Annotated in this window: 25 protein-coding genes; 7 read left to right on the top strand and 18 right to left on the bottom strand. The window is 75.0% G+C overall.

Features of this window, described 5'->3' with window-relative positions; genetic code table 11:
- Window positions 1-26 precede the first annotated feature (26 nt).
- Window positions 27-338, top strand: coding sequence for an alpha/beta fold hydrolase (locus tag ACI8AK_RS15090; protein WP_456956916.1), 312 nt, complete (start codon window positions 27-29; stop codon window positions 336-338).
- Between the two features lie 9 nt (window positions 339-347).
- Here the strand turns inward: ACI8AK_RS15090 and ACI8AK_RS15085 are convergent, their stop codons facing one another.
- The 4 genes from ACI8AK_RS15085 to ACI8AK_RS15070 form a co-directional block, all read right to left on the bottom strand.
- Window positions 348-1,739 carry a neutral zinc metallopeptidase gene (locus ACI8AK_RS15085; protein WP_456956914.1) on the bottom strand — a complete coding sequence of 464 codons (1,392 nt, stop codon included), beginning with the start codon at window positions 1,737-1,739 and terminating at the stop codon, window positions 348-350.
- Window positions 1,740-1,922: 183 nt separating this feature from the next.
- Window positions 1,923-2,852, bottom strand: coding sequence for a hypothetical protein (locus ACI8AK_RS15080; RefSeq protein ID WP_387988299.1), 930 nt, complete (start codon window positions 2,850-2,852; stop codon window positions 1,923-1,925).
- Window positions 2,852-3,133 (bottom strand): hypothetical protein, encoded by a 282-nt coding sequence (locus ACI8AK_RS15075; protein ID WP_456956912.1) that lies wholly within the window; start codon window positions 3,131-3,133, stop codon window positions 2,852-2,854. The genes ACI8AK_RS15080 and ACI8AK_RS15075 overlap by 1 nt, the downstream gene beginning before the upstream one ends.
- A 619-nt stretch (window positions 3,134-3,752) precedes the next feature.
- On the bottom strand, window positions 3,753-4,364 hold the full coding sequence (locus tag ACI8AK_RS15070) for a hypothetical protein (RefSeq protein WP_456956910.1): 612 nt from the start codon (window positions 4,362-4,364) through the stop codon (window positions 3,753-3,755).
- Window positions 4,365-4,764: 400 nt separating this feature from the next.
- Between ACI8AK_RS15070 and ACI8AK_RS15065 the strand changes: the two genes are divergently transcribed.
- On the top strand, window positions 4,765-5,118 hold the full coding sequence (locus tag ACI8AK_RS15065; RefSeq protein WP_387988296.1) for a GNAT family N-acetyltransferase: 354 nt from the start codon (window positions 4,765-4,767) through the stop codon (window positions 5,116-5,118).
- Between the two features lie 7 nt (window positions 5,119-5,125).
- On the top strand, window positions 5,126-5,626 hold the full coding sequence (locus ACI8AK_RS15060; protein WP_387988295.1) for a VOC family protein: 501 nt from the start codon (window positions 5,126-5,128) through the stop codon (window positions 5,624-5,626).
- Window positions 5,627-5,637: 11 nt separating this feature from the next.
- Here the strand turns inward: ACI8AK_RS15060 and ACI8AK_RS15055 are convergent, their stop codons facing one another.
- From ACI8AK_RS15055 to ACI8AK_RS15005, 11 genes are all read right to left on the bottom strand, one after another.
- A complete protein-coding gene (locus ACI8AK_RS15055; RefSeq protein ID WP_456956908.1) occupies window positions 5,638-7,086 on the bottom strand; it encodes a protein kinase domain-containing protein in 1,449 nt (482 codons plus the stop codon).
- A gap of 74 nt (window positions 7,087-7,160) precedes the next feature.
- Window positions 7,161-8,297, bottom strand: a complete 1,137-nt coding sequence (locus ACI8AK_RS15050; protein ID WP_456956906.1) for an FAD-dependent oxidoreductase — start codon at window positions 8,295-8,297, stop codon at window positions 7,161-7,163.
- Window positions 8,294-9,076: a hypothetical protein gene (locus tag ACI8AK_RS15045; protein ID WP_456956904.1), complete on the bottom strand. Its 783-nt coding sequence runs from the start codon at window positions 9,074-9,076 to the stop codon at window positions 8,294-8,296. Before ACI8AK_RS15045 ends, ACI8AK_RS15050 begins: the two co-directional genes overlap by 4 nt.
- Entirely contained in the window at window positions 9,073-10,005 is a 933-nt protein-coding gene (locus ACI8AK_RS15040; RefSeq protein WP_456956902.1) for an ABC transporter ATP-binding protein, read from the bottom strand. Before ACI8AK_RS15040 ends, ACI8AK_RS15045 begins: the two co-directional genes overlap by 4 nt.
- Window positions 10,002-10,247: a helix-turn-helix domain-containing protein gene (locus ACI8AK_RS15035; RefSeq protein WP_387988290.1), complete on the bottom strand. Its 246-nt coding sequence runs from the start codon at window positions 10,245-10,247 to the stop codon at window positions 10,002-10,004. Before ACI8AK_RS15035 ends, ACI8AK_RS15040 begins: the two co-directional genes overlap by 4 nt.
- A complete protein-coding gene (locus tag ACI8AK_RS15030) occupies window positions 10,247-10,741 on the bottom strand; it encodes a DUF2975 domain-containing protein (protein ID WP_387988289.1) in 495 nt (164 codons plus the stop codon). Before ACI8AK_RS15030 ends, ACI8AK_RS15035 begins: the two co-directional genes overlap by 1 nt.
- A 173-nt stretch (window positions 10,742-10,914) precedes the next feature.
- Window positions 10,915-11,346 carry a heavy metal-responsive transcriptional regulator gene (locus tag ACI8AK_RS15025; protein WP_456903532.1) on the bottom strand — a complete coding sequence of 144 codons (432 nt, stop codon included), beginning with the start codon at window positions 11,344-11,346 and terminating at the stop codon, window positions 10,915-10,917.
- 63 nt (window positions 11,347-11,409) lie between these two features.
- Window positions 11,410-12,531, bottom strand: a complete 1,122-nt coding sequence (locus ACI8AK_RS15020) for a hypothetical protein (RefSeq protein ID WP_456956900.1) — start codon at window positions 12,529-12,531, stop codon at window positions 11,410-11,412.
- Window positions 12,532-12,541: 10 nt separating this feature from the next.
- Entirely contained in the window at window positions 12,542-13,738 is a 1,197-nt protein-coding gene (locus tag ACI8AK_RS15015; RefSeq protein WP_456956898.1) for a hypothetical protein, read from the bottom strand.
- Complete coding sequence (locus ACI8AK_RS15010; protein WP_387988285.1) at window positions 13,735-14,247, bottom strand: hypothetical protein; 513 nt, start codon at window positions 14,245-14,247, stop codon at window positions 13,735-13,737. The genes ACI8AK_RS15015 and ACI8AK_RS15010 overlap by 4 nt, the downstream gene beginning before the upstream one ends.
- Window positions 14,247-17,663 carry an ATP-binding protein gene (locus ACI8AK_RS15005; RefSeq protein ID WP_456956896.1) on the bottom strand — a complete coding sequence of 1,139 codons (3,417 nt, stop codon included), beginning with the start codon at window positions 17,661-17,663 and terminating at the stop codon, window positions 14,247-14,249. The genes ACI8AK_RS15010 and ACI8AK_RS15005 overlap by 1 nt, the downstream gene beginning before the upstream one ends.
- A gap of 268 nt (window positions 17,664-17,931) precedes the next feature.
- Here ACI8AK_RS15005 and ACI8AK_RS15000 point away from each other — a divergent pair, with 268 nt between their 5' ends.
- Window positions 17,932-18,996: a DUF2332 domain-containing protein gene (locus ACI8AK_RS15000; protein WP_456956895.1), complete on the top strand. Its 1,065-nt coding sequence runs from the start codon at window positions 17,932-17,934 to the stop codon at window positions 18,994-18,996.
- 10 nt (window positions 18,997-19,006) lie between these two features.
- On the opposite strand, the gene ACI8AK_RS14995 is transcribed toward ACI8AK_RS15000, so the two are convergent.
- The 3 genes from ACI8AK_RS14995 to ACI8AK_RS14985 all read right to left on the bottom strand — a co-directional run bounded on the left by ACI8AK_RS14995 (window position 19,007) and on the right by ACI8AK_RS14985 (window position 22,440).
- A complete protein-coding gene (locus ACI8AK_RS14995; protein WP_456956893.1) occupies window positions 19,007-19,183 on the bottom strand; it encodes a hypothetical protein in 177 nt (58 codons plus the stop codon).
- Window positions 19,184-20,400: 1,217 nt separating this feature from the next.
- The gene (locus tag ACI8AK_RS14990) at window positions 20,401-21,051 is read right to left on the bottom strand and encodes a hypothetical protein (RefSeq protein WP_456956891.1); all 651 of its coding nucleotides are present in this window, start codon (window positions 21,049-21,051) and stop codon (window positions 20,401-20,403) included.
- A gap of 783 nt (window positions 21,052-21,834) precedes the next feature.
- Window positions 21,835-22,440 carry a hypothetical protein gene (locus ACI8AK_RS14985; RefSeq protein ID WP_456956889.1) on the bottom strand — a complete coding sequence of 202 codons (606 nt, stop codon included), beginning with the start codon at window positions 22,438-22,440 and terminating at the stop codon, window positions 21,835-21,837.
- A gap of 110 nt (window positions 22,441-22,550) precedes the next feature.
- On the opposite strand from ACI8AK_RS14985, the gene ACI8AK_RS14980 reads away from it, so the two are divergent.
- The 3 genes from ACI8AK_RS14980 (at window position 22,551) to ACI8AK_RS14970 (ending at window position 25,134) form a co-directional block, all read left to right on the top strand.
- Window positions 22,551-22,757 carry a helix-turn-helix transcriptional regulator gene (locus ACI8AK_RS14980; protein WP_456956888.1) on the top strand — a complete coding sequence of 69 codons (207 nt, stop codon included), beginning with the start codon at window positions 22,551-22,553 and terminating at the stop codon, window positions 22,755-22,757.
- A 274-nt stretch (window positions 22,758-23,031) separates the two neighbouring features.
- Window positions 23,032-23,451 (top strand): hypothetical protein, encoded by a 420-nt coding sequence (locus ACI8AK_RS14975; protein ID WP_456956886.1) that lies wholly within the window; start codon window positions 23,032-23,034, stop codon window positions 23,449-23,451.
- 489 nt (window positions 23,452-23,940) lie between these two features.
- Window positions 23,941-25,134: a tyrosine-type recombinase/integrase gene (locus tag ACI8AK_RS14970; RefSeq protein WP_456956884.1), complete on the top strand. Its 1,194-nt coding sequence runs from the start codon at window positions 23,941-23,943 to the stop codon at window positions 25,132-25,134.
- Window positions 25,135-25,183: the final 49 nt, after the last annotated feature.

The raw sequence follows: 25,183 nt of genomic DNA, 5'->3' as shown, positions 1-25,183 counted from the left end.
TCGCGCCGACCATCTACGGCGGGTCGGTGCGCACCGACCCCGAGCGGGCCGCCCGGGCGCTGCACGCGCACGAGCGCACCGGCCCGCGGCGCGGCTACTACTACCAGCTGGCCGCGAGCTCGGGCTGGAGCAGCCTGCCGTTCCTCTCCCTGGTGCGGCAGCCGACGCTGGTGGTGGCCGGTGACGACGACCCGATCGTCCCGCTGGTCAACGCCCGGATCATGGCGCGGCTGATCCCCGACGCCCGGCTGCACGTGTACCGCGGCGGGCACCTGGCGCTGGTCACCGAGGCCGACGAGCTCGCGCCGGTGGTCGAGGACTTCCTCGACACCGACTAGAGCAGGCGCCTAGAGCCCGCAGGCGTCGCCGCCCTCGACGAAGCCCTGCCGGAAGGAGTCGACCAGCTCGAAGCCGGACAGGCCCGACTCCGGGACGACGGTCGGCTCGGTGGCGTACCGCAGCAGCACCACCGCCGCCTCGTCGACGTCGCCGGGCGAGAGGTCCAGCGGCGCGCCGTCGAGCGCGCCGAGGTGGGCCTCGCGGGCCAGCCAGCCGGTGGCGCACACCGCGCTGGTCACCGCCTCCGGGTCGTCCACGGACAGCCCGCGCTGCTCGCGGACGGCCAGCGCGTAGGGCAGGCCGAGCAGCGTCGTCACGGCGAAGTCGCCGACCTCGTGGAAGGCCGGCTCGAGCAGGCCGGCGGCGTCGTAGCGGACCGAGCCGTCCCCGGGACAGAACTGCAGGTCCAGCTCGGCGCCCTCGCCGGTGCACACCGCGCCCGCGCCGTCGGCGGCCCGGACCTCGGGCGCGGCGAACGGGCCGCCGAGCGGGCCGGTGCCCGGGAAGCCGCGGGTCAGGGCCTGCTGCCAGAAACCGGCCAGCACGTCGTCGGCGCCGTCGACCACCGCGCGGTAGGACCGGTCGCGCCCGCCCGGGCGCGGGAGGACCTCCTCCTGGGTGAACACGCGGGACCCGTCGAAGGCGGCGCACGCCCCCGGACCGTCGGCGTAGCCCTCCTGGAAGGCCGACAGCTGGTCGAACAGCGACCCGTGCGCGTCCTCGGCGTCGGGCGGGGTGCCGACGGCGTCACCGAAGTACAGGTAGCCGAGCAGGTACGGGTCGAGCTCCTTGGGCCGCACGGCGAAGTGCTCGGAGTGCCCGGTGACCACCCACTTGGTCCACGCGCCGGCGAAGCACTCGGCCTGCGTCTCCGCGACGATCGAGGGGTCGTCGAGACCGGCCTGCGCCTGGACGGCGTGGCTGATCTCGTGCGCCATGATCTCGGCGACGATGAACGGCCCGTAGTCCCCGACCAGGTCGGCCAGCCAGGCCCGGTCGTAGACGACGACGTCGTCGTCGCCGCAGTAGAACGCGTTGTCGGCGAGGTCGTCGACGTCGTCGGGGAAGCAGACGCCGTCGGGCAGGGCGGCGGGGTCGGTCTCGGCGGGGTCGACCGACCAGAAGCCGCCCTCGATCGGCCCGAACCGCCCGCCGAACACCTCCGGGTAGGTCCGCTCCCACCAGGCGAGGACGTCGGCCACCGCGTTGCGGGCCACCCGGTCGGCCGGGTCGCCGTCCTCGGCCAGGTGCACCCGCACCTCGCCGTCGGTGGCGTCGGTGGTCGCCGTCCCCGTCGGGGAGGCCGTACCGGGGACGACGGAGGTGCAGCCGCCCGCCAGCACCCCCGCCACCAGCAGGACGCCGGCGGCCGGGCGGCGCGAGCGGGCGGCGGCGGGCATCGTGACAGCGAGGCTCCCCGGCGGCGACCCCGCGGTCAACGGCGCCGCGCGCCGGGCCGGGACGCCGGCACCGCCCGCGGCGCGCCGTCGCTGCGCGGGGCGGGCACGCCCGCCGCGACGACGGGCCGGGGGCGGGCGCCGGCCCGGCACGGTCCCGCACGGCCCCGACCCGCCACCCGCCGGTCAGTCCCCGAGGGGGTGGGTGCGGATCGCGGTGACCAGGGAGCAGCCCTCCGGCCCGAACGGGTCGACGACGAAGCCGAACTGCGCGAGCACGTCGGCGAGCAGCGCGTTCATGGTCCGCTGCACGGCCGTGTCCAGCGCGGCACCGCGGACCTGCTGCACGCTCATCCGGTCGTGCTGGCGCCAGCTCACCAGGACCCCGCCGTGGGTGGTCTCCGGCGTCAGGCACACCCCGCCGGCGGCGGCGGTCCCCGGGTCGGTGGCCGAGCAGTCGTGCAGCGACAGGCCGGCCTCGACCAGTGCGGCGGCGACCTCCACGACCAGCGTGGTCAGCGCGTCCTCGTCGGTGAGCAGCTCGTCCCAGTCCTCGGGCAGCCGGTCGAGCTGGGTGCCGAGCTCGGTCAGCCACGCCCGGTCCTGCGGCGAGGGGCGCCGGGCGACGGTGCCGTCCTCGCGGAGCACGCCGTGCACGGTGCGGACCGCGCCGTCGAGCTCGCAGGCCACGGCCGCCCAGTCCGCCTCCACCCGGTCGTCGAACGGCCCGGCGAGCGCGACGGGCCGGTCCCCGGTCCCGTCGGCCAGCCACCACGCCGTCGGCGCGCCGGCCGAGGCGCTGCGCCGCCCGGCGGGGTGGGTCGCCAGCCCCACGGCGGTGCGGGCCGGGGTGGCCGTCGCGACGGCGCCGGCCGCGGCGGCCTCGCCGCCGCCGGTCGGCAGGGCCGGCACCGGCGCCTTGAGCAGGACGGGGACGGTGTCGTCACCGCCCGCCGCGACCGGCGCGGGCGGGCCGGCCGGCGGCTCCCGCCGGCTCGCGGCGTTGCGCTCGAACTCGTAGCGGGCCGTCGAGCTGCGGCCGAGCGCGACGACCAGCCCGGCCGTCGCGAGGAACCCCAGGACGGCGACCACCGGCCAGAGCAGGACGGCGGTCATCACCAGGCGCACCAGGACCGCTGCGGACCGGCGCCCCAGTCGGCCGCCCGCCGCACCCAGCCGCGCACGACCGCCACCGGGTCCACCGGCACGCGGACGGCGGGGCCGGGGAGGGCGGGGGCGTCGGGGGCGGGGTCGTCGAGGGCGGGGGCGTCGGCGGGCAGGCCGGCGTCGGACTCGAGGCCGAGCAGGTCGAGCAGGTCGGCGATGCCGAGCCCGTCCCCGGGCGGTAGCGGGGACGGGGAGGTCCGGCGGGGTGCCGGCAGGGTGGGCGCGCTCACGGTGTTCCTCCAGGACGACGTCCCGGCCGGGGAAGTGCCGGGGACACCGAGAGCATCGGGCCCGGGCGCCCCGCGGGACCCCTGCTGGACACGGCTCCCGCGGCGGCGTCACGTGATCGTTGTGTGCGCCCGTCCGCGGGGGTGGTGACCGTGGGCAACCGACGACGTCTTGTCGACTCGCGGTGCGTCCCCCCGCGTGGACGGCGTCCGCGCCCGGTCGGTGATCCCGGCCGGCGGCGTGTCGGGCGCGGTCAGCCCCGGGTGGCCGTCTCGCGGGGCGCGCCGCTGCTGTCGTGGGTGGTCACTCGCCGGTCGGGCGGCCGCGGTCGGACCACCCGGAGGGCAGCTCCGTCCCGTCGAGGCGGAACCACTCCCCGCAGCCGACGGGCCGCCCGCCGACGACGTGCCCGCGGGCGCGCAGGGACCCGTCGCGGTGCCGCTCCTCGTGCGGTCCCTCGGTGGACCCGGCCCGGGGCGCGTCCGCCTCCGTCCTCGCCGTCCCGGGTCGCCCGGAGCCTGCCACGGGGGTCCGGCGGGAGGCGGGACCCGGGAACGACACCGGGACGCCGTCGGTGTCGACGGCGTCCCGGGAGGGCGTGCTGTGTGGCGCGTGCGGCGCTTACTCGGCGTAGCGGACGACGTGTCCGCCGGCCTCCTCGCCGAGCGACGTGACGTCGAGGCCGCGCAGCCAGAGCACGTCGGCGAGCGCGCGGTTCATGACGGCCTGCACCGAGATGTCGGCGACCAGGCCGTGCACCTGCTCGACGCTCATCCGGTCGTGCTGCCGCCAGCCGACGACGACGCCGTCGAGGGCGGGCTCGGCGCTGACGCAGGCCCCGCCGAGCGCGGCGCCGTCACCGGCGGCGTCCCACAGCGGCAGGCCGGCCTCGGTCAGCGCGGCGGTGACCTCGACGACCAGGGTGGCCAGCGGGTCCTCGTCGGTCAGCTCGGCGTCCCAGTCCGCGGGCAGCCGGTCGAGCTGGTCGCCGAGGTGGCCCAGCCAGGCCAGCTCCTGCGGGGAGGGGCGGCGGTGCAGGCCGCCGTCGGGCCGCAGGACGCCGTAGACCGGCCGGGCGTCGCCGGCGTGCATCGAGGCGGCCCAGGCCGCCTCCGACCGGTCGGGGAAGGGACCGTCGACGAGGCGGTCGCGTCCCTGCCCGTCGTCGACGACGAGCCACCAGCCCAGGCGTGCCTGGCCGTCGACCCTGATCTCACTGCTGCGGAGTGCCACTGGTTCCACCGTTCATCCCGTCCATGGGGCCGCCGCGGGGGAAGCGCGACGGCGGCCGCGCCCGCCGGGTGAGGGCGGAGCGGGTGGCAGAAACGTAGGGGCGCGGCGCGCGACGCGGACCCCGGTGCGGCGCTCGCGTGACACGGCGTAGTCGGATCGTTGCGAAGGCCACCGACACGGACGGTGACCGGCTCCTCCAACCGCCCACATGTCGACCGTTCCGCGCTCACGCGTGCGTGTGGATGTGCCGAAACCGCACGACGACGCCGTTTCGGCTCAACCCCCGGCGCGTCCCGGCGGTGGCGCAGGCGGACCGGGACCGCGCCCGGCCGGGATGCGCGATCATCCCCGGGACGAACGGAGGAGACCCGTGACCGACAGACCCGTGACCGACAGACCCGTGACCGACAGTGCACCGGTGGTCGTCGACGACACGGCGGCCAGCCGCTTCGAGGTCCTCGTGGACGGCGCGGTCGCCGGCTACGCCGAGTACCGGCGGACGGCGTCGGCGCTGTCGTTCACCCACACCGTCGTCGATCCGGCCTTCGAGGGCCGCGGGCTCGGCTCCGTGCTCGCGCGCGGCGCCCTCGACGCCGCCCGCGAGGCGGGTGCGCGGGTCCTGCCGTTCTGCCCGTTCATCCGGGGTCACATCCGGCGGCACCCGGACTACCTCGACCTCGTGCCCGCCGACCGCAGGGCACAGTTCGGGCTGGCGCCGGCCGCCGACCACCCGACCCCCGACGACCCGAGGTGAGACCCCGATGACCGAGACCCGCGACCTGAGCGCCCTGGAGGCCGAGCGCGACCGCATCCGCGCCGCGCACCTGAAGCCGGCCGGCGAGCGCCCGCCGTCGACCGCCCGCGGCCTGCACCACACCGCGCTGATCAGCAGCGACGTCGAGCGGACCGTGCGCTTCTACCAGGAGGTCCTCGGCTTCCCGCTGACCGAGCTGGTCGAGAACCGCGACTACCCCGGCTCCTCGCACTTCTTCTTCGACATCGGCAACGGCAACCTGCTGGCGTTCTTCGACTTCCCCGGCCTGGACGTCGGCCCCTACGCCGAGGTGCTCGGCGGGCTGCACCACATGGCCATCAGCGTCGAGCCCGAGCGCTGGCACGAGCTGGTGCGGCGGCTCACCGACGCCGGGGTGCCGCACGAGGTGCACAGCGGCGTCTCGGTCTACTTCCGCGACCCCGACGGCGCCCGCATCGAGCTGATCGCCGACCCGCTCGGGGAGATGTACGGCCTGTCCGTGCTCTGAGGCCCGGGCGGTCAGTCGCCGCCGCCGTTGCCGTTCCCGCGGCCCCTGCCGTTGCCCTTGCCGTTCCCGTTCCCGTTGCCCTCGTCGTCCCCGCCCTCGTCCTCCTCGTCCTGCACCGGGGGCGGCGTGGCGTAGGTGACGGTGACCGCCGACCCCACGACGACCGGGCCGGTGGGGTCGACGGCGACCACCTGCCCCTCCGGGACGTCGCCGGTGACGACCGTGCCCGGCTGCACCTGGAGCCCCAGGGCGACCAGCTCCGCCTGGACGTCGGGGAAGGGGCGCCCGACCAGGGCGGCGGCCACGACGTCGACCGTGGGGGGCGGCGCGGGCTGGGTCGTGGTCGGGGCGGACGGCGACGGGGCCGAGGACGAGGTCACGGGCTGCGACGCGGACGGGGAGGACGACGGCGCCGCGGACGGGGAGGGGTCCCCGCGGGTGCCGAGGACGACCGCCACCCCGACGACGGCGAGGACGAGCAGCGCGAGCGCACCGGCGAGCAGCCGGCGGCGCCGCGGCCCCTCCCCGGGGACGTCGGAGGGCGCCGTCGCGTCGGCCGGGAGGACGGTCGTCTGCTGCGGGGCCGCGACGGGGAGGACGAGCGTGGCCGACGACGCGCCCGGGGCCGGCCGGCCGGCGAGCACCGCGTCGACGGCGTCGCGCAGGGCGGCGCCGTCGGGGAAGCGGGCGTCTGGGTCCTTGGCCATCGCCCGCTCGACCAGCGCGCGGACGTCCGCCGGCACGTCGGCCGGCAGCGGCGGCGGCTGTTGCTGGACGTGCATGAGGAGCACCTGCACCGGGCTCTCGGCGTCGAAGGGCACCCGTCCCGTGAGGCACTGGTGGGCGACGACGCCGAGGCCGTAGACGTCGCTGGCGGGCGAGGCCTTGGCGCCCTGCACCTGCTCTGGGGAGATGTACTGGGCGGTCCCCATCACCTGCCCGGTCTGGGTCATGTGGACGCTCGACGCCGACCGGGCGATCCCGAAGTCGGTGATCTTGACCCCGCCGTCCGGCACGACGAGCACGTTGCCCGGCTTGACGTCCCGGTGGACGACGCCGGCGGCGTGCGCCGTGGCCAGCCCCGCGGCGGCCTGCCGCACGATGCGCAGCGTCTCCGTCGCGTCCAGCCGGCCGGCGCGGGCGAGAACAGCCGACAGCGGCTCCCCGGCCACCAGCTCCATCACGAGGTAGGCCAGCGGCTCGCCGTCCGGGCTGACCGTCTCGCCGTAGTCGTGCACCGCGGCGATGTGCGGGTCGGACAGCTGCGCCGCGTGCCGCGCCTCCGCACGGAAGCGCTGCAGGAAGGACGGGTCGCCGGTGTACTCGCTGCGCAGGACCTTCACCGCGACCGGCCGGTCGAGCAGCGTGTCGTGCCCCCGCCAGACCCGTCCCATGCCGCCGCTGGCGAGGACGGAGTCCAGCCGGTAGCGGCCGCCCAGCAGGTCGCCCGTCGGGCGCATCGGTCCTCTTCCCCCTCGTCGTCCGGTGGCCGGTCCCCCCGGCCGCCGGACGCCCGCGGCGGGGACGACCGGCCTCAGGAGACGGTACGTCGCGCGGGGTCGGGGAAGGAGCGGTCCCCGAAGAGCACCCGGCGTGCCGCGGCGCGCCCGGGCGCCGTGCGCAGCACCGGGAAGGCGGCCGCCGCCATCGCCGGGGTGCGCACCGCCGCGAGTCCCCGGCGCAGCAGCAGCCGGCCGCGGAACGCGGCGCGCAGCGCGGCGCCGTCGTAGTGCCGCAGCGCGTCGGCCCGGCCGGTCCGCAGCGCGTCGTCGAGGACGTCGGCGGCGTGCCGGGACAGCCGCAGGCACGGGTCGAGGCCGCCGGCGGTGAGCGGGGAGACCGCGCCCGCGGCGTCGCCCACGAGCAGCCCGTCCGCGCAGCCGATCCGGCGCAGCAGGCCGCCGACGGGGATCGGCCCGCCGCGCCGCTCCACCTCGCCCGGCCGGCCCGCGGGCAGGCCCGGCGCCCCCGTCGCGAACCGCCGCAGCGCCGCGCGCAGGCCGTCCGGGAAGCGGGCGGCGTACCCGGCGACGCCGACGTGGGCGTGCCGGCCGTCGTCGACCACCCAGGCCAGGTAGCCGGGGGCGAGCGAGGGGTCGAGCACGCAGTGGAAGGTCGGCGGTCCCCCGCCGTCCGCGACCGGGAACACCTCCTCGGCGCCGACCAGCAGGTGCGTGTTGCGGTCCAGGCCGAGGTCGCGGGCGACGGCGGACCGGGCGCCGTCCGCGCCGACGACGAACCGCGCCCGCACGCGCGCGACCCCGTCCGGGCCGGCCAGCAGGGACCCGCCGTCCGCGCGCCTGGCGTAGCGGGTCCCCAGCGCGAGCCGCACGCCGGCGTCGGCCGCCTCGCGGGCGGCGGCCGGGTAGAGCGCGCCCATGTCGCCCACGCGGTACTCGTCGCGGTCGCTGTCCAGGACCACCGGCCGGCGCCGGTCCGGCGGGTACAGCACCACCCGCCGGATCGGCGGGCCGAGGCAGTCCGGCGGCAGCGCGAAGTCGTCGAGCGTCTTGCGGACGAAGATGCCCGTGGTGCGGATCGCGCCGTCCAGGCGCCGCCGCCGGTCGGCCAGCAGCACGTCGTGGCCGCGGCGGGCGAGCAACGTGGCGGTGTGCAGGCCGGCCAGCCCGGCGCCGACGACGAGCACGTCGGCGGTGTCGCGGGCGCTCACCGGTCGGCGTCGGCGCGGACGAGGCGCAGGAGGCCGAGCAGCAGCGCACCGGCGGCCCAGGCGAGCAGCACGGCGACCGACGACGACCGCGTCATCCCCGGCCCCTCCCCGCCGAGCAGGAGGAACGCCGCCCCCGACCCGGGCAGCACCTCGGCGACCGCCGCCGACCAGCCGGCGCCGACCGCCGGGAGCAGCAGCGGCAGCACCAGGAGCAGGAGGAAGGCGGCGACGAGGGCGCTGGCCGTGCTGCGCAGCAGGAAGCCGAGCCCGGCGGCGAGGGCGGTGCCGGAGGCGAGCACGAGGGCGACGTCGGCGAGCACGCCCGGGCCGTCGTCCCAGGACAGGGTGATCTCCGGGTGCGGCGCGGCGAACGCCGCCATGGCGCCGGCCAGCGCGATCGCCACCCCGAGGACGGTGGCGACGGCGACCGGCACGAGGGTGCGGGCCGCCAGGAGGACCCCGCGGCGCGGCGTCCACTGCAGGGTCGGGACGATCCCGCCGGTGGCGTGGTCGGACGTGACCGCGAGGAGGACCAGCGTGAGCAGCGCGAACTGCGCGGGCAGCACCGGCACGGCCACCGCCGCCCAGGCGCCGCTCCCCGACGGCGGGTCCGCGGCCGCCTCCGCGCCGGCAACGGCGTCGATGCCGGCCGTGGTCACGGCGGCGGCCGCCAGGCACCACCAGGTGGCGCGGACGGTCCACAGCCGGGTCCACTCGGCGGCGGCGGTGCGGGCGAGCAGGCGCCCGGTGCCCACCCCGGGGACCGACGGCGCGGTCACCTGGCCCCCTCCGGCGTCGCCGCGACCGGCCGGCCGGGGTGCTCGACGGCCTCGCCGGTGAGCGCGAGGTAGGCCTCCTCCAGCGAGGCGGCCGTCTCGGACAGGTGGTGCAGCGGGATGGCGGCGGCCGCGGCGAGGTCGCCCACCTGCGCGGCGGTGCCGCCCTCGACCTGCAGCTCCGCTCCCCCGGCCGGCTCGGCGGAGAGGCCGTGCCGCCGGAGCAGCGCCGTCAGCTCCTCCGGCTGCGGGCTGCGGACCCGGACCCGGGGCCGGCCCGGCCCGCGCAGGAGCTCGTCGGTGGTGACGTCGGCGACGAGGCGGCCGCGGCCGATGACGACCAGCCGGTCGGCGATCGCCTGCACCTCGCCGAGCAGGTGGCTGGAGACCAGCACGGTGCGGCCCTCGTCGGCGAGCCCGCGCAGCAGCCCGCGGATCCAGCGGACGCCGTCGAGGTCCAGCCCGTTGACCGGCTCGTCGAACAGCAGCACGCGGGGGTCGCCGAGCAGCGCGGCCGCGATGCCCAGCCGCTGGCGCATGCCGAGCGAGTACGCGCGGATGCGGCGGCGCGCGGCGCGCTCCAGGCCGACCTGCCCGAGCACCTCGTCCACGCGGCGCGCCGGGATGCCGTTGGTCCGGGCCGCCACGCGCAGGTGGTCGCGCCCGGTGCGGCCGGGGTGGACGGCGCCGGGGTCGAGCAGGGCGCCGACCTCGCGCAGCGGCTCGGTCAGCTCCGCGAACCGCCGTCCGCCGACCAGCGCCGTCCCCGCGGTCGGGCGGTCCAGGCCGAGGACCATCCGCATCGTCGTCGACTTGCCCGCCCCGTTGGGGCCGAGGAAGCCGGTCACGGTCCCGGGCACGACGTCGAAGCTCAGGTCGTCGACGGCGAGGACGTCGCCGTAGCGCTTGGTCAGGCCGCGGACCTCGATCACCGCGAGGCCTCGTGCGCCGGCTGCGGGGCCTCCTGCCCGTCGGGCACCCACTCGAGGATGTCCCCGGGCTGGCAGTCGAGCACCCGGCACACGGCCTCGAGGGTGCTGAAGCGGATCGCCTTGGCCCGCCCGTTCTTGAGCACCGCGACGTTCGCCGGGGTGAGCCCCACCCGCTCGGCGAACTCGCCCACGCTCATCTTCCGCCGGGCCAGCTCGACGTCGAGACGCACGACGATGGGCATCAGATGACCGCTTCCATGTCGGTGCGCAGGACGGTGGCCTGCCGCAGCAGCGCCCGCATGACGACCACGAGCAGCCCGACCACGGCGCCGACCAGCAGCAGCACGACCAGCAGCGCGGGGAGCACGGGGTCGTCGCTGACCTCGTCGACGACGAAGTAGTAGGAGCAGACGAAGGCGCCGAGGAGCATCAGCCACCCGGCGGCCATCGCGCCGACGATCGCGTCCACCCACGGCTGGGAGCTCGCGCTGAAGATGCGGTCGGCCGTGACCAGCGTCAGCAGCTGCCAGGTGCAGACGATGACGACCTGGACGCACACGAGCGCGAGGACCAGGACCGTCCACATGACCCAGCCCACGACCGTCTGCTCCAGCGACGGGTCTGCGACGTCCGGCACGAGCTCCGGCACGGCCCGGACCTGGGCGGCGGCCAACGCGGCGAACACGACGACGAGCAGGACCCGCAGGGGCACGACCACCCGGTGCATGCGTGACATGCATCGACTCTCGCGCATGATCCATCGAATGTCGATAGACAGTTGTCGACGAACGAGAGGTCCCTCGGCTGTGGAGAGCGCACCGGTCCCGGGCCCGGCCGCTCTCGCGTCAGGCGCGCGCCGTCAGCAGCAGTCGCAGGTCTCGTCGCAGCAGTCGTCCTCGATCGGGTCGCTCACGGTTCGTCACCTCCCCTCGCGGGCGGGCACCAGGTGCCGGGGCTGGGCGGCGGGCACTGCGCCGAGGGCAGGGCGTCGGCCATCGCCCGCATCTGCGCGCGGAGGGCCACGAGGCGGGCGATCTCGGCGTCGACCTCGTCGAGACGCCGGCGCAGCAGCTGCTCGGCCGGCTCGCAGGGACACGTCCCGGTGTCGCGCACGGCCAGCAGGGCGCGGATGTCGGACAGCCGCAGGCCCAGGCGCTGGGCGCCGCGGATGAAGTGCAGCCGGTCGACGGCGCCGGCGTCGTAGCTGCGGTAGCCCGCCGCGGTCCGCTCCGGCTCCGGCAGCAGGCCGACGCGCTCGTAGTAGCGGACGGTGTCCGTCGGGACCCCTGCCGCGGACGCCAGCTCGGCGACGCGGAGCCCGCGGACGGCTGTCGCTGTCATGCGGCCGACGCTAGGCCTGTGACCCGGGTCCAGGGTCAAGCCCGGCGCCCGGCGGAGGGGTCCTCAGCCGGCGAGGGTGCGGCGCAGAGCCGCCGCCAGGGTCGCCGCGTCGAGCGTCTCGAGGGACCCGGGCACACCGAGCAGCGCCCAGGTCAGGACGCTCCGCTCCTCGGGCGTGAGGTCGCGGCCGAGGACGGGGACCAGGAGGGGCGCGGCGACCTCGTCGACCACGATGTCCCGCCCCCAGAACGGCAGCGGGACCGCCGGCAGGACGGCCGCCCCGTGCCGGGCCACCGCCGCCTCGGCGGCGGCGCGGAAGTGGAGGTCGTCGTAGCGGCCCAGCCGGTGGGCCCAGTCGTCGGCCCGGGCGACGCTGCGGCGCCGGCGGCGGATCGCCGGGTGCGCGACGGAGTCCAGGGACTCCGCCTCCCGGTCGGTCTCCCGCACCTCGTCCCGGGGCAGCGCCGCGGCCATCAGGCGCAGGGCGCCGGCCACCGCGGGGGCGGCCAGCACGGCGGCGGTGTCCTCCAGCAGCGAGGCGGCGTTCCGCCACTCCGGCGCGCCGGGCGCGGCGGTCGACAGCAACGCGACCAGCCGGTCCCCCGCCCGGACCGGGTCCTCGGCGATCCCGAGGAACCCGGCCGCGCCCTCGACCGCCACCTGCACCCAGCCCCGCCGGTCGGCGAGGTACCCGCGGGCCGCCTCGACGCGCCCGGCCTCGTCGAGGCCCGCGGCCAGCCGCGCGGCGACGTCGGCCCGCGCGGCGGCGAGGGCACGCTCGCGCCGCAGGTCCGGGTCGTCGTCGCGGGCGAGCCGCAGCGGGGGCTCCCCGTGCCGTGGGCAGTCCCGGTCGAGGCCGGTGAAGACGCGCCGGTCGGGGGGCGCGTCGGCGTCCCGGTACCAGGGACCGAAGGGGCCACCGGGCCAGTCGGCCGGGTCGAACCGGCCGCCGCCGGTCGTCAGCAGCGGTCCCGCGCCGGGCTCCTCCTCCCAGCCGGCGAGGACGCCGTCCACGACGTGCACGTGGCCGCCCGTGTGCATCGCGACGGTGTAGGTGCCCGTGGGGCCGAGCCCGCCGCGCGGGAGGCCGACCCGGTCGCCGACGTGCAGGTACCGCAGGCCCTTGCCCCACAGCTTGACCTGCTCGTAGCGGTGCCCGTGGTGCACGGTGTCGTACGTCCCCATGGCGCTCCCGTCAGCGGCGGCGGAACCGGTCGAGCAGGGCGCCCAGGTCGGGCTCGTCCCCGGGGAGGTGCACCTCGGTGACCTCGCGGGTGCCGCGCCGGTGGTGCCCCGCGACCGGCATGCGCTTCAGCCCGCCCTCGAGACGCCAGGCCCGGGCCGCGGCGAGCAGGTGGTCCTCCTCCGCGGGGTCCCAGCTGCTGGTCAGCACGCGCACCTCGTGGCCGCCGTCCCCCAGCTCCTCGGCCGCGGCCAGCAGCAGGAGCGTGTGCATGTCCAGCGGCCGGCTGCCGGAGCGGTCGCAGGCGAAGCGGGCCTCGGTGACGCGCGTGGCCGCGCGCCGGTAGACCCGCCAGGGGGTCGCCCAGACGAAGGCACGGCGCTGACCGCCGTCGGGGCGGCCCGTGGTCAGCAGCCGCCGCAGCCGCTCCTGCACCTCCGCGAGCTCGGCCGCGTCGGGCTTGCCGTCCTCGCCCCGGCGGACGCCGAAGGCGGCGAGCTGCGCGGCGCGGACCAGGGTGGACGACAGCACGACGAGGACGTCGTCGGGAGCGCCCGCCCGCGGCAGCCGGCCCTGGAGCAGCGTGACGGCGCCCTGCAGGGACAGGAGGTGGACGGTGCGCCCGGCCGCCGGCTCGGGCAGGTCCCGCCCGACCCGGTCGGTGGGCTCCTGGGGCCGCGGCTGCTCCGGTGGGCCGTCGAGCAGCGCGAGCCCGAGCCGGCCGGCGGCCTGCTGCAGGTCGTGGTCGCGGGTCACGAGGACGGCCTCGTGCGCCGCGGCGGTCAGGACCCGGACGACGTGCGCGATCTCGAAGTCGGCGTCCCCGGGCACGCACCGCGTCGACCCGGCGGCGGCCTGCATCAGCTCCGGGTCGCCGCTGTCCTGGCAGAGCCGGACGACGTCGGCGCGGGTGAGCATCGCCCGGCGGGCGCGCGGGATCCCGAACAGCTGACCGGGGTCGGTCAGCGCCAGTGCGGCCCGCTGCTGCGTCTTGTACGCCGACTCGTCCCCCTGCAGGAACCGGGTGGCGGCCACGCGCGCCATCTCGGCGACCACCCGCCCCGGCAGGACGACGGTGCCGTCCTCGCCCAGCCACGCGGCGACCCGCTCGCGGAAGTGCCCGTGCCAGCGCCGGCCCTCCAGCACCGCGCAGGTGTCGACGACGGCCTTGCGGCTCGAGGGTGACGAGGTGAGCAGCGCGGCGGTCACCGCTCCTCCCCGACCAGCACGTCGTCGTCGGCGCCGGCCTCGAGGTCCTCGTCGGCGCCGAGCAGCGCCCGGCGCAGCGCCTGCTGCTCGAAGAGGTCGCGGAAGTCCAGGAAGGCCTGCTCGGCCTGCCGCACGACGTCGACGATGTCCACGTCGTCGTTCTTGTGGGTGTACGAGCTGGGCGAGACGAGCTGCCGCCCGCGCTGGGCCGCCAGGAAGTCACCACCGTCGATCCGGCCGCTGTAGTAACAGATCGGCAGTGCCGGCCCCCAGGGGTGCGCCGAGCGGAGCAGCTCCGTCAGGTCGAACCCGGTGCGGCCGTCCGGCCGGTCGAAGTCGTGGTCGACGACGAGCACGAAGGGCTCCGTGCGCTCGAGGAGCGCCCGCGCGGCCGCATCGATGTCGTCGTACGTGTCCACCGTCCAGCCCTCGTACTCCAGCAGCTGCCGCAACGGGTCCAGCAGCTCGTGCTTGTCGTCGACGACGACGACGGGCAGGCCTGCGCTCATCACATCTCCTCCACTCGGGCGCCGCGGTGGGCGGCTCTGGCGTTGCGGCGCGCCGCGGAGGGCAGGCGGAAGCAGAAACGGCTCCCCTCGGCGACGGACGTGTCGATCCACAGCTGGCCGCCGGACTGGCGGACCATGTTCTCGGTGACCCGGAGCCCGATCCCGGCGCCCTGGCCGGGCTGCCCGGGGATGGACCAGTTGGCCACGTTGTCGGGCAGGTCCTCGGGGACGCCGTCCCCGTGGTCCCGCACCGAGAGCACCACCCAGCCGTACGGGGCCACGGCGAGGTCCTCGCGGGCGGACTCGCCGAAGGTCGCGAGGATCTCGACGACGCGCCGCTCGTCGCCCTTGCGGCGGGTGTGGGCCTTGATCGCGTTGGACACGAGGTTGTGCAGCGCGAACTGGAGCAGCGTCGCGTGGCCGCGCACGGCCATGCCGCCACACCCCTCGCGGTCCAGCAGCCGGATCTCGGTGTGCGCGGCGACGGCCTCGGACTCCAGCTGCTCGACCACCGACTCCACGGTCGCGAGCACCGGGACGGCGCCTGCGGAACGCCGCTCGAGGTCGGCGGCGGCTGCGATCTTCGCGATGCTCCGCTGCTGCAGGTTCTGCGACCGCCGCAGGGAGGCCACGACGTCGTCGAGCGCGGCGAGGTCCCGCTCGAAGTCCGTGGCGACCTCGTCGGGCAGTCGCCGGCGCAGGTTCCGCGTGACCGCCCGCAGGAGCTCCGTGCTGGCCCGGCTGCCGCGCAGGTGGTTGGCCAGCTCGTGCTCGAGCAGGGAGTTGTAGGCGGCGAGCTGCGCCGTCGTCCACACCGGACCCTGCTCGGCCGCGGCCGGCGCCTCCGGGCGCTGCGTGGTGAGCAGGCTCGCCTGCGCGGCGGGGGACAGCGACAGGCCGCGGCTCTCCGCCGCCCGGCCCAGCTCCTGCGCCGACTCGGACTGGCCGGCCTCCGCGAGCGCGAGGGTGGCGGCGCTGAGCAGCGCCTCCGCGGGCTCCTCGTCCAGCGCGGCGTCGTCCGTGCCGTCGAGGACCCCCAGCACGGCCTCGACCGAGCCGGTCTCGGCCAGCGCCCGTCCGGCCGCCTCGGCGACGACCGGGGCCGCGAGCGCGCCGCGGGCGGCCTCGGCGGCCGCGGCCTCCGGCACGGACTCGGGCTGGCCGGCCAGCGCGTCGAACAGCGCGGCCGTCAGCTCCGGGGGCCGGCCGAGGCCGCGCTTGACGGCCGCGGTGCGCAGCCGCTTGACCCCCTCCGGCAAGAGGGCACGGGCGTGGGCCGCGGCGACCGCGCCGAGGAACGCCGCGAACTGCTCGTCGGGCTCGGTCTCGGCCGCCACGCGCACCTCGACCACGCTGTCGAGCTGGGCGTAGGGCCGCCGGGCCAGCGGGTACGCCCGGGCGATCTCCAGCAGCTGCGCCGCGGTGAACCAGCCGTCCTGCGCCGCGCGCGCCCCGGCTCGCGGGGTCAGGCTCTCGACCGCCTTGACCAGCAGCCGCTCGCCCGCGCCCATGGCCCGCTGCGCGTTCTCCCAGGCCGCGGCCTCCGCGTCCGTCCCGACCCGGTCGGCCGGCACCTTGTCCGGCTGCAGCGCCCCGACGATCGCAGCGGTGTGGAAGGACGGCGTGGGGACGACCTTGTCGGCGCGCATGGCGGCCCGCGCGTACACCAGCCGCGCGGCGCGCTTGTGCCGTGGGACGGCGTACAGCCACTCGGCCCAGACGCCGCCGCTGCACCCGCCGCCGACCTCCCGCATCTCCCCCATGAGCTGCTCGATGGCCCGGGAGTTGCCCTTGTCGCGCCGGTGGGCCCGGGCCAGCGCCTCCCACGCCTCCACCGGCCAGGTGGCCGGGGAGTGGCGCCGCAGCCACCGCTCGGCGGCATCCGTGCCGCGCCGGACGGCCAGCCCTCGGACGACGCGGGTCACGAGGGCCGGCGGGTACGGCATCCGTGGGTGCGCCGTCTCCGCGGGCTCGGTCCCGGCACCGTGCTCGAACAGCTCGCAGCCACGGAGGGCGCCGTCCAGGTCCCCGGCGTCCAGGTGGGCGGCGACCAGCGCCTCGACGATCGCGGGCGCGGGGCACTCCCCCGCCGTGGTCTCCGCGGCGACGAGGTCCCCGGTGGCGATGTGGGCCCGGACCAGCGGGAGGGCGAGCCGGGGCAGCGCGTCCCCGGCGGCCCGCACCACCTGCCGCAGCGCCTCGACGACCTCCTCCGGATCGCCGCCGACGGCCATCTCCACCAGCGCGTCCAGCTCGTGCGCGGTCGGTGGCACCCCGGCGTCGGCCGCGGCGGCGAGCGCCTCCGCGTACGTCGGCACGGACAGGGTCCGCTGCGCGTGGCCTGCGAGGATCCGGCGGTGGGTGCCGTTGAAGGTGAACGCCCCCGCGCCGCCCCGGAACACCTCGAGCAGGAGCGTGATGTCGTCGCGGGCGAGTGCGGTCAGCGCAGTGGCGAGCACGTTGGCCGGTGGGTCGGTGACCTCCCCGGCGCGGACTGCGCGGGCCCAGTCGAGAAGCGCGGCGGAGAGCTCGGCCGTCCGGTCGGTCAGCGCCAGGGCGGCCACGTGCACCCTTCGGGCACGGGCGTTGGCGGGGAAGCCGTCGTCGAGGTACGCCTGGTAGGCCGCGAGCGCGTCGTCGAAGCGCATGGCGTTGGCGAGCGCGGTGACGAACAGCAGCCGGTGGTCGGCGACCAGCGGCACTCCCGCCGCCTCCGCCCTCGCCAGCACGGTGCGGCTCTCGTCCGCGGCCCCGAGCTCGGAGAGCACGATCAGCGCGTCGTTGACGACCCGCGGCGTCACGGCCGAGGACGCGATCGCCAGGTCCACCAGGCGCAGCACGTGCTCGGGTCGTCGTCCGTGGGCGGTGCGCAGGATGCCGAGGGCGCGGCCCGCGGCGACGACGTCGGGGAAGCCACCAGCCCGCTCGAGGCCGTCGATGGCCGCGTCGAGGTCGGTGGCGTTGCGGGCGTCCTGCAGGCGCTCGAGGAGGGCCGAGGGGTCGAGCTCGTGCGCGATGGGGACACCGGCGGCCTGCAGCCGGTCGACGTAGGCGGCCGCGGCCCGGGAACTGTGCCGGCGGAGGAGCTTCCACGCCAGGACCGGGTGGGTGTCCTTGAAGCCGTCGGGGTGCTCGGCGTGCGCGGTGACGACCAGGTCGGCCGCGCCCTCGGCGTCCCCGAGGCGGGCGAGCAGGTTGGCCTGCAGCACCAGGATGCCGCGGCCGCCGACGCCCGCGGAGCGGGCCGCGTCGACCACGCGCTGGGCGGCAGCCCGGCAGTCGTTCGGCTCGGCCTGCCTGGTCATCCGGTCGAGGGCGCGCAGGAGCTCCTTGGCGCCGTCCGCCGTCAGCGCTCCGGCGGCGGCCTCCGCCTCCGCCTGGAGCGCCACGTCCTCGGGCCGGTCCGCGTCCGCCACGCGGCCGTCTCCGTGCCCCGCCCGCGCGGGCTGGTCCACCGCCGGGGCGGCTGTCTGGGTCGTCACGAGTAGTCCGTCCGATGCCTCGCTCGCGCGGCCTCGTGCCGCGCACCGGGGGCATCGGCCGAACGGAGGACCGACTTGAGGAACCGGATCTCCCGCCAAGGGGTGCCTTCCGCCCGGTGGGTCCCGCCGCAGGAGGCGAGGGCCGTGGTCAGGGTGGCTAGGGTCGCCGGGTGCCGGGGACGACCGCGGGAGGCGCCTGACCGTGGCCGGGGCCCGCACGCTCGCCCAGGCGTACCGGCGCTTCGCCGAGGTCGACGCCGCCGGGACGTCGCCGCTGTACGAGCGGGTCGCCCTCGCGCTGAGCGGGTCCGACGAGGCCCTGCGCGCCGTCGCGGCCCTGCCGGCGCGCAGGCGGAGCCCCGCCGTCGTCCTCGCCGCGCTGCACGACCTCGCCCTCGCCGGGCGCGCCCCCGCGCTCGCCGCGGCCTACGCCGCCGGGGACGCCGACGCCGCCGCCGGCGCGGCGGTCGACACGCTGCTGCGGGTGACCGACGCGGTCGCGGACGTCGCCGCACGCCGGCCGGTGCGCGCCGACGAGACCGGACACGGCGCCGTGCTGTACCCGCTGGTCGCCGAGGCGGCGCACCGGGTGGGCGCGGCCGCGGTCGGGCTCGTCGACGTGGACTGCGGCGCCGGGTTCGACCTGTCCGTCGACCGCGTCGGGGTCACCTACGGCGACGGGCGGACGCTGGGCGACCCGTCGTCCCCGCTGCGGACGGCGTGCCGCGTCGTGGGGGACCGGCCCGTCCCGGCGCGGGCGGTGCCCGAGGTCGTCGCCCGGATCGGCGTCGACCGCGACCCGGTGGACGTGACCGACCCCGACGACGCCCGGTGGCTGCGCGCCTGCCTGCCACCGGACCGGCCGGAGCGGACAGCGCTGCTCGAGGCGGAGATCGCGCTGGCGGCGACGGCTCCTCCCCTGCTGCTGCGGGGCGACGCCGTCGAGGTGCTGCCCGACGCCCTCGCCCGGGTGCCCGCGGACGCGCTGCCCGTCGTCACGACGACGTGGGCGCTGTCGCGCCTCCCCCTCGATGCCCGGCTGCGCTTCCTGCAGCGCCTCGGCGAGGCGGCGGCCGGCCGGACGGTGGCGTGGGTGTCCGCGGAGGGGGTCGGCGTCGCGCCCGCCGTCCCGACCTTCGGCGACCGCCGCGCCTCGGGCCACAGTGTCCTGGGCGTGGCGGTGTTCGACGGCTCGACCGTGCACGTTGAGGCCGTCGGCCGGTGCTGGTCGCGGGGCCGCATCCTGGCCTGGCTGGCGGGCTCCTGACCCCGCGCGGTCAGCCCGGTCGGCGGGCGGTGAGCGCCACCTGCAGGTGCCCGGACGCGTCCGCCGGCAGCCGCAGCTCGGACACGGGCTCCGGACCGGCGTCGGCGAGCATCCCGGCGACCTGCTGGGGCAGCCACAGGTGCGTCGTCCAGGCCACCGGCACGCTGCCGTAGGCCACGGTGCGCACGAGGTCGCCTTCCCCGACGTGCGTGCCGACCAGCACCTGGCCGGCGGGTCTGCGCCACCATCCGCGGCGGCACCAGCGCGTCGGGCTGCCAGTTCACCTCCAGGTGAGACGGACCACTGGGGCCACTCCATCCCCCGCGTGTGAACCGCCGCGGCAGGCACATGGACCTGCCGCCGGTGGTGTTGACATCCGGTCGGGGCGCCAGCGGAGTCGGCCGAGAGGACCGAGGAGTCGGCGAAGCCGATCTCGAGAGCAGGTTGCACCGCCCGGTCGACTGCGGGAGCGCAGGGAGGGGCCGACCGTGCGCGGCCCTACTGGAGGCGCCGCCGCAACCAGTAGGTCCATGGGCCGACGTAGCCGTCTTCTCGGGATGCACCGCGACCAAGTGCCACCCCTCCTCGCCCAGCTGGTCCAGCCGCGCCAACACGGCGTCGGCGTCCTCGCCCTTGACCCAGGTGTGCTGCCACCGCTCCCCGCGGCGCAGGGTAGAGCGCCCGCCGAGGAGGCTGCGGAACGCGGTGAGGCGCAGCTCAGCGGACGCGACGACGAAGCCGACACGTCGTCCACGCCCCTTCGATCTCCGTGCCGGTCATCTCCTGACCGGTGGCCCCTGAGCGTTCGGCACCCGGACCACGTCCTTTGGGAGGCGACGATCGCCGTCTGCGCATCCCGCGGAACCCGGCGCAGCGCGCAACTGGAGCCGCATCGTCCTCAACCCGGTCGTGCGCGCGGCGGCACTGACCGACGTCACGCCCCACGACCTGCGGCACACCCCACCGCGCTGGCCGTCGCGAGCGGCGCCACCGTGACGACCGTCCAGCGGATGCTCGGACACGCCTCGGCGGCCATCACGCTCGACGTCTACTCCGGCCTGTTCGACGAGACCTGAGCCATCTGGCCGCCCGGATGGACGCCGCAGCGCGGGAAGCGGCGTCCGCGCGTGCGGACATGATGTGGGCGCCGCCGTCAGTCGCACAGCCGTCAACACACGAGAACGTCGGTCAGCACGGTGGGCCCCGTGGGGATCGAACCCACAACCCGCGGAGTAGCTGGTCAGTCATCCCGCGAAGTCACTAGGCCTACGAACTCGCTGGTAGAGCCGTGTCGGCGACTGCCAACGAGTCCCCCTTCATCACGGGTGCTCCCCCTGTTATCGAGGAGTAATCGAGGAGTACCCGAAGGGCCTGACGTGGCTCAACCACGGTTGCGGCAGCCAGCTACCCCAGGGTTTTGAGCCGCTCTCGCACGAGTTCGTCGTTGTACTGGACCAGCGCCGGCTGCCACAGCGGCTCGGTCGGAGCGACCTGCTCAGCAAAGCTCTTGATCTTGCCGCTCCACAAGTTCCTCTTCCTGAGCCCCGACTCGGCCACCGTCATCAAGGTGGTTCGCGGGTAGACGCCGCGCTGGGCGACAACCCTGTCGAAGATGAAGCGCGACAGGTCGTGCGTCGCCTTCAGAGCCGCGACCGCTTCGGGTCTTGTCGGCTCATAGCCTCCGTGGACAACGCGATGCCGCAGGCGGTACGCACTCTGATACCACGCCCCAAGCGGCCCCCGATCTGTCTTCCACGACCCCTTAAGGCGTGGCGCAAGCTGCTTCAAAATAGCGGGCACGATCTTTCCGTCTTCCCACGCTGAAGCGGCCGCCTCTACGGGAGCTTTCTCCTCCCAGAGAAGAGTTGTCAGGATGCTCGTCACCAAGACTTCCGCGGCGGTCGACGCGAGCACAACGGCTTGGCCAGTCTCCCCCCGAACATGAAGCGCTTCTCGCGCTTCCAGAAAGCGCTCTAACCATCCAATCTGCCGGTCACCGACCCTGATTGACTCAAGTCTTTTCCAGAACTTTTCAGCGAGCGGCCCGGTGACCATGGGTTCAGGTGGCGATGCATCCAGCAGGAAATTCGTGTGGTTTGGCATAACGAGTTGCGGCCCTTCCCAGGACCCGACGGGCCGAAGGACTTCTAGGCTTCGCCCATCTTCATGTTCATATGTAACGAATTCTCCGTCTGCTTGGTAGCACAGAACAGGGACCGCGATCGTGGGATAGAGAGGGCGAGGTTGAGGCCTTTCAGCTGCCAGGCGGAAGGCCCTAGTGAGGTCATCCACGAAGCGAAGGCACCGCATGAGCGGATCAGCACGGGGAGGTAGGTCTTCCGGATCCCCAGTCCAGTCATCCTCTGGCTCATCGGGCGACGCTCCGCCTGTAAGGGCCTCGATGACCGTGTAATGCGCACCGGGTCGGATCGCCTGAGCCCGTTGACGCTCTTCGTTGGAGGTGGTTAGTGCGATCGTCGAATCGCGGTTCACCGCCTCGAAGATTGCGTCACTAATCGCGCCGAGGCGACCGCCATCCTGGGCGACTTGGTGAACGATAACGCTCACGATCGGCGCGTCTTCAGCGTCGTCACTGCGGGGCTGGTTCCCGATCCGATCGGCTATCTGGGTACCGTCAGGAAGCGGAAGAACCACCGGCAGGCAGAAGAACCACCGAGAGAGTAGCCCCGCTGGAGTTCTAGAGACCTCCCTTACGCCAGGAGGCAAGTCAGCATCCACTGGCGCGCCCGATGGCTCCTTCGACACCAATCTCCCGTCCACTGCGCAAGTGAGGACGACCAGCAATTCTGGGCTGGCGTTGGTTCGATCCTGACAGACCTAACGGTCCCCCGGGTCTCCCTCGAACAACAACTCGTGCGCCTTCTCGGTCAGCTCCCCACCGGACTGACCCGGTCGCACCTCGCTGAGCAGGCCCCTCTTGCGCGCCTCGCTGATCCTGTTGGCCCAGACGGCAGGCGAGCCCCCGCCCGTCCGCTCGCTGATCGTCTTGGCCGGGGACCGGTCACCTTCCTGGATCAGCATCACGTACTCCATCGCCAACTCGGCGAAGTCTCGATCTGTGCGACGCCCCCGCCCCCGGCCACTCTCACGGAAGCCGGCGAGGCCGAGGGCTGACGGCGAGACGAAGGGACCCGGCGTCGCCTTGGGCCGGGGGGTACTGGCCAACTTCCTCGCCCGCGCCAGGAGTCCCCCGATGGGTAGGCGGCGGATGCCTTCCGCTCCGGCAACGCCCTGCCCGACGTAGAGCGCTGCGAACTCCTCCATGCGCCACAGCGCAGTGCCCGCGGTTCGACTGAGATGGAAGCCGGCGCGCCACTCGTCCTCGTGCACGAGCACGACGAGGCGCACATCCGCACCCACCGCCGTCACAGATGAGTCCCCCTCGTGCTGCCGAAGGGCCTCGCTGAGTGTTGTCACGGTCACACGCCCACTGTACATGAGAGTGGCTTGACACCCTCATGTTCCCGTGTATGGTCATACTCGTTAGGGCGCCAACAGACCTTAACGACTACCCACGAGGAGTACGCACAGCCGTGAAGAACGAACAGCCGCCGCAGTACGTCCGCCGCCGGGAGGCCGCCGCCTTCCTGGGCCTCGCGCCGGGCACGCTCGCCAACTGGGCGTCCGCCGGCCGAGGGCCCAGCTTCCGCCGTCTGGGCGGCGGCAAGGTCGTCGTGTACGACCTCGCGGACCTGACCCGCTTCGCCGACTCGGGTCTCGTGGAGATGCAGGCCGCGTGAACCGCGCACCGGAGACCATGCGTCAAGCACGCCGCTGGGACGAGATCGCTGCCCGATACCGCACCCGCGGGCTCGACCCTGCCTGCGCTGCGCAGCTGGCGTGGGGGCACCAGGTCGGGTTCAGCCAGGTGCGCCCTGTGTGCGACGAGTGCGCGGGGAAGCTGGCGGGCGCAGCCGTCAGCCGCGTCAACGCCCTTCCACAGCCCGCCTCGACCGATCAGACGACGCGAGCATCGGACGACCCGTCACGGGCAGCAGAGGAGGTGAAAGCCGCGTGACCACGGACCCGAGCGAGCGCGGCGCCCGATCATCCACCGGCCCACCGAAGCGGAAGATCGACTTCGGTGACCGCGTCGAGTGGGGTGCGTACGCGCAACCCGCGATGGCGATGTGGGCGAGGTCTCCGGACCTGTCCCCTATGGCGGTTCGCGTCCTGTTCGCGGCCATGGGCCGGCATGACCAGACCGGCCATGCGCCCTTCCGGGTACGCGAGCTGGCCGACGTGCTGAGTGTGGCGGACAAGGGGACGGGCCAGCTCGTCGCGGCTCGACCTGACAGCGTGTCCAAAGCGGTGCGGTCGGCGAAGGAGCTGGGCTACATCGCGAACGAGTCCACGGCGCGGTGCCTGGTCCTGAGTCCTCGGCTTTTCCAGAAGGCCAGCGGCAGACGCACCACCTGCGGGGTCCACGACTGACTCGCTTGGCGGTGTAGGTCAAGGTCTTCGACCTTCCTTGCCCCTCGTGGCCAAACGGCTTTGCCGACGACGCCAAGCCGTGAGGCGCTGACCTGGGCAGCAGGGGCCTGCCTCTATGACTCCTATCAGCTACGGCGGGGGTCAGTCAGAAGTCTTGCCTGGGTGGGCCCTCCGGGCCCTTCTGAGTTGACCTTGGTCACCTCTGAGCGGGTTCGCACCCTTCCCCGGGGCGAGTACGGGCACGGGGCAGGCAGCGCGTCTGCCAGCCGGCGTCCCGCCGGAGCACCCGGACGACCTCGTAACCGTGGCATGACCGGGGCTGCTATCACCCAGCGGTCCCACCGCCTCGGGCGCGGGGGTCATCCCCCCACCCTGGGCGCCGCTGAGCTGCCCGTGTGTCGCCCTACCGACCCCGGCAGACCCACCGCATGCAGCACGGGCACTCATGCGGCTTGTGGCCGGAACAACAACAAAGAGAGGAGGTGCCCAGTGACACGACCGGCCCTGGCCCTCGGTGCTTGGGGGCGCATCGCGCTCACCGGCTGGGTTTACGGAAACGGCGAGCTGGTGCGGATGCCCCCTGGGCGCACGAAGGCGGACAGGTGGCGGGCTCGCGCCCGCGTGCGGGATCTCGACGGCATCGTCCGCTTCGTGGAGCGGTGGGGATCAACCAAGGCAGGGGCTGAGCAACTGCTGCTGACCGCACTGCGCCAGCGGGTGACGCCGCCGCCTGCCGACGCCGTGATCAAGCCGACGACGAAGATCAAAGACGCGGCAGAGATCTGGCTCGCCGAGGTGGAGGCCGCTGGCCATCACTCGACCAACACTCGCAAGGTCTACGCGTCCTCACTGTCCAAGCACCTCATCGGGGGCTCACTCGCTCACCTGACCCTCCGAGAGGTCAAGGTGGTCAGCATCGGGCGGTGGCTGCGCGGGATAGGGGAGACCAGTGGCCCCCAGGCGATGAAGACCGCACGGTCCGTCCTGAGCGGCATCCTGCACCTCGCCGTCCGACACGAGGCCATCGCCCACAACCCGGTGCGAGACGTTGGCCCCGTCCGTGTGCCGGCCAAGCAGACCAAGCGCGACCTCCAGCGGGCGTTCACACGAGAAGAACGAGATGCCCTCCTGGCCTTCGCCGACGCCGACCCGACGGCCCACCGCCGAGACCTCGGTGACCTGCTGGCGTTCATGGCCGGAACAGGGGCGCGAGTCGGGGAGGCATGCGGCGTCCGCTGGTCCGACCTCGACTTGGACGCGGGCACAGTCAAGCTGGGTTCACTTCCCGTACGTGTGCCCGGCCAGGGACTCGTGCTGCAGGAGGAGGGCAAGACGAAGGGCAGCACCCGGACGCTGGCGCTGCCGCCGTGGTTGGCGGCCCGCCTCCTCGCCCGCAAGGTCAACGCCATCCCGAACGAGTGGGACGTGGTGCTCTGCTCGCCGATAGGGAAGCTCCGTGACACGTCGAACACCACGAAGCACGTACGGGCATTACTGGACGCCGCCGGGTTCGAATGGGCCACCGGGCACACGTTTCGCAAGACCGCAGCAACGTGGCTCGACGAAGACGGCGTCACCGGACGACAGGTGGCCAACCAACTCGGTCACGCGAAGCCGAGCATGACGATGGACCGCTACATGAGCCGCCGAACCGTCACGTTGCGGGCCGCCGAGATCCTATAAATCCTATCGGAGCAATTCGCGTGCGTCCACGCCCGGCTAGCCATTGCTC

The organism is Geodermatophilus sp. SYSU D00867, assembly GCF_054050315.1.
Note: the sequence above shows the minus strand (reverse complement) of the source record. Positions and strands in the feature narration are given on the sequence as shown.

What these genes read in the sequence shown, in the direction of transcription:
- ACI8AK_RS15085 (WP_456956914.1), bottom strand. Translation starts at nt 1,739, where the DNA reads ATGCCCGCCGCCGCCCGCTCGCGCCGCCCGGCCGCCGGCGTCCTGCTG.
- ACI8AK_RS15080 (WP_387988299.1), bottom strand. Translation starts at nt 2,852, where the DNA reads ATGACCGCCGTCCTGCTCTGGCCGGTGGTCGCCGTCCTGGGGTTCCTC.
- ACI8AK_RS15060 (WP_387988295.1), top strand. Translation starts at nt 5,126, where the DNA reads ATGACCGAGACCCGCGACCTGAGCGCCCTGGAGGCCGAGCGCGACCGC.
- ACI8AK_RS15055 (WP_456956908.1), bottom strand. Translation starts at nt 7,086, where the DNA reads ATGCGCCCGACGGGCGACCTGCTGGGCGGCCGCTACCGGCTGGACTCC.
- ACI8AK_RS15035 (WP_387988290.1), bottom strand. Translation starts at nt 10,247, where the DNA reads ATGCCCATCGTCGTGCGTCTCGACGTCGAGCTGGCCCGGCGGAAGATG.
- ACI8AK_RS15030 (WP_387988289.1), bottom strand. Translation starts at nt 10,741, where the DNA reads ATGTCACGCATGCACCGGGTGGTCGTGCCCCTGCGGGTCCTGCTCGTC.
- ACI8AK_RS15025 (WP_456903532.1), bottom strand. Translation starts at nt 11,346, where the DNA reads ATGACAGCGACAGCCGTCCGCGGGCTCCGCGTCGCCGAGCTGGCGTCC.
- ACI8AK_RS15020 (WP_456956900.1), bottom strand. Translation starts at nt 12,531, where the DNA reads ATGGGGACGTACGACACCGTGCACCACGGGCACCGCTACGAGCAGGTC.
- ACI8AK_RS15010 (WP_387988285.1), bottom strand. Translation starts at nt 14,247, where the DNA reads ATGAGCGCAGGCCTGCCCGTCGTCGTCGTCGACGACAAGCACGAGCTG.
- ACI8AK_RS14990 (WP_456956891.1), bottom strand. Translation starts at nt 21,051, where the DNA reads ATGGTCACCGGGCCGCTCGCTGAAAAGTTCTGGAAAAGACTTGAGTCA.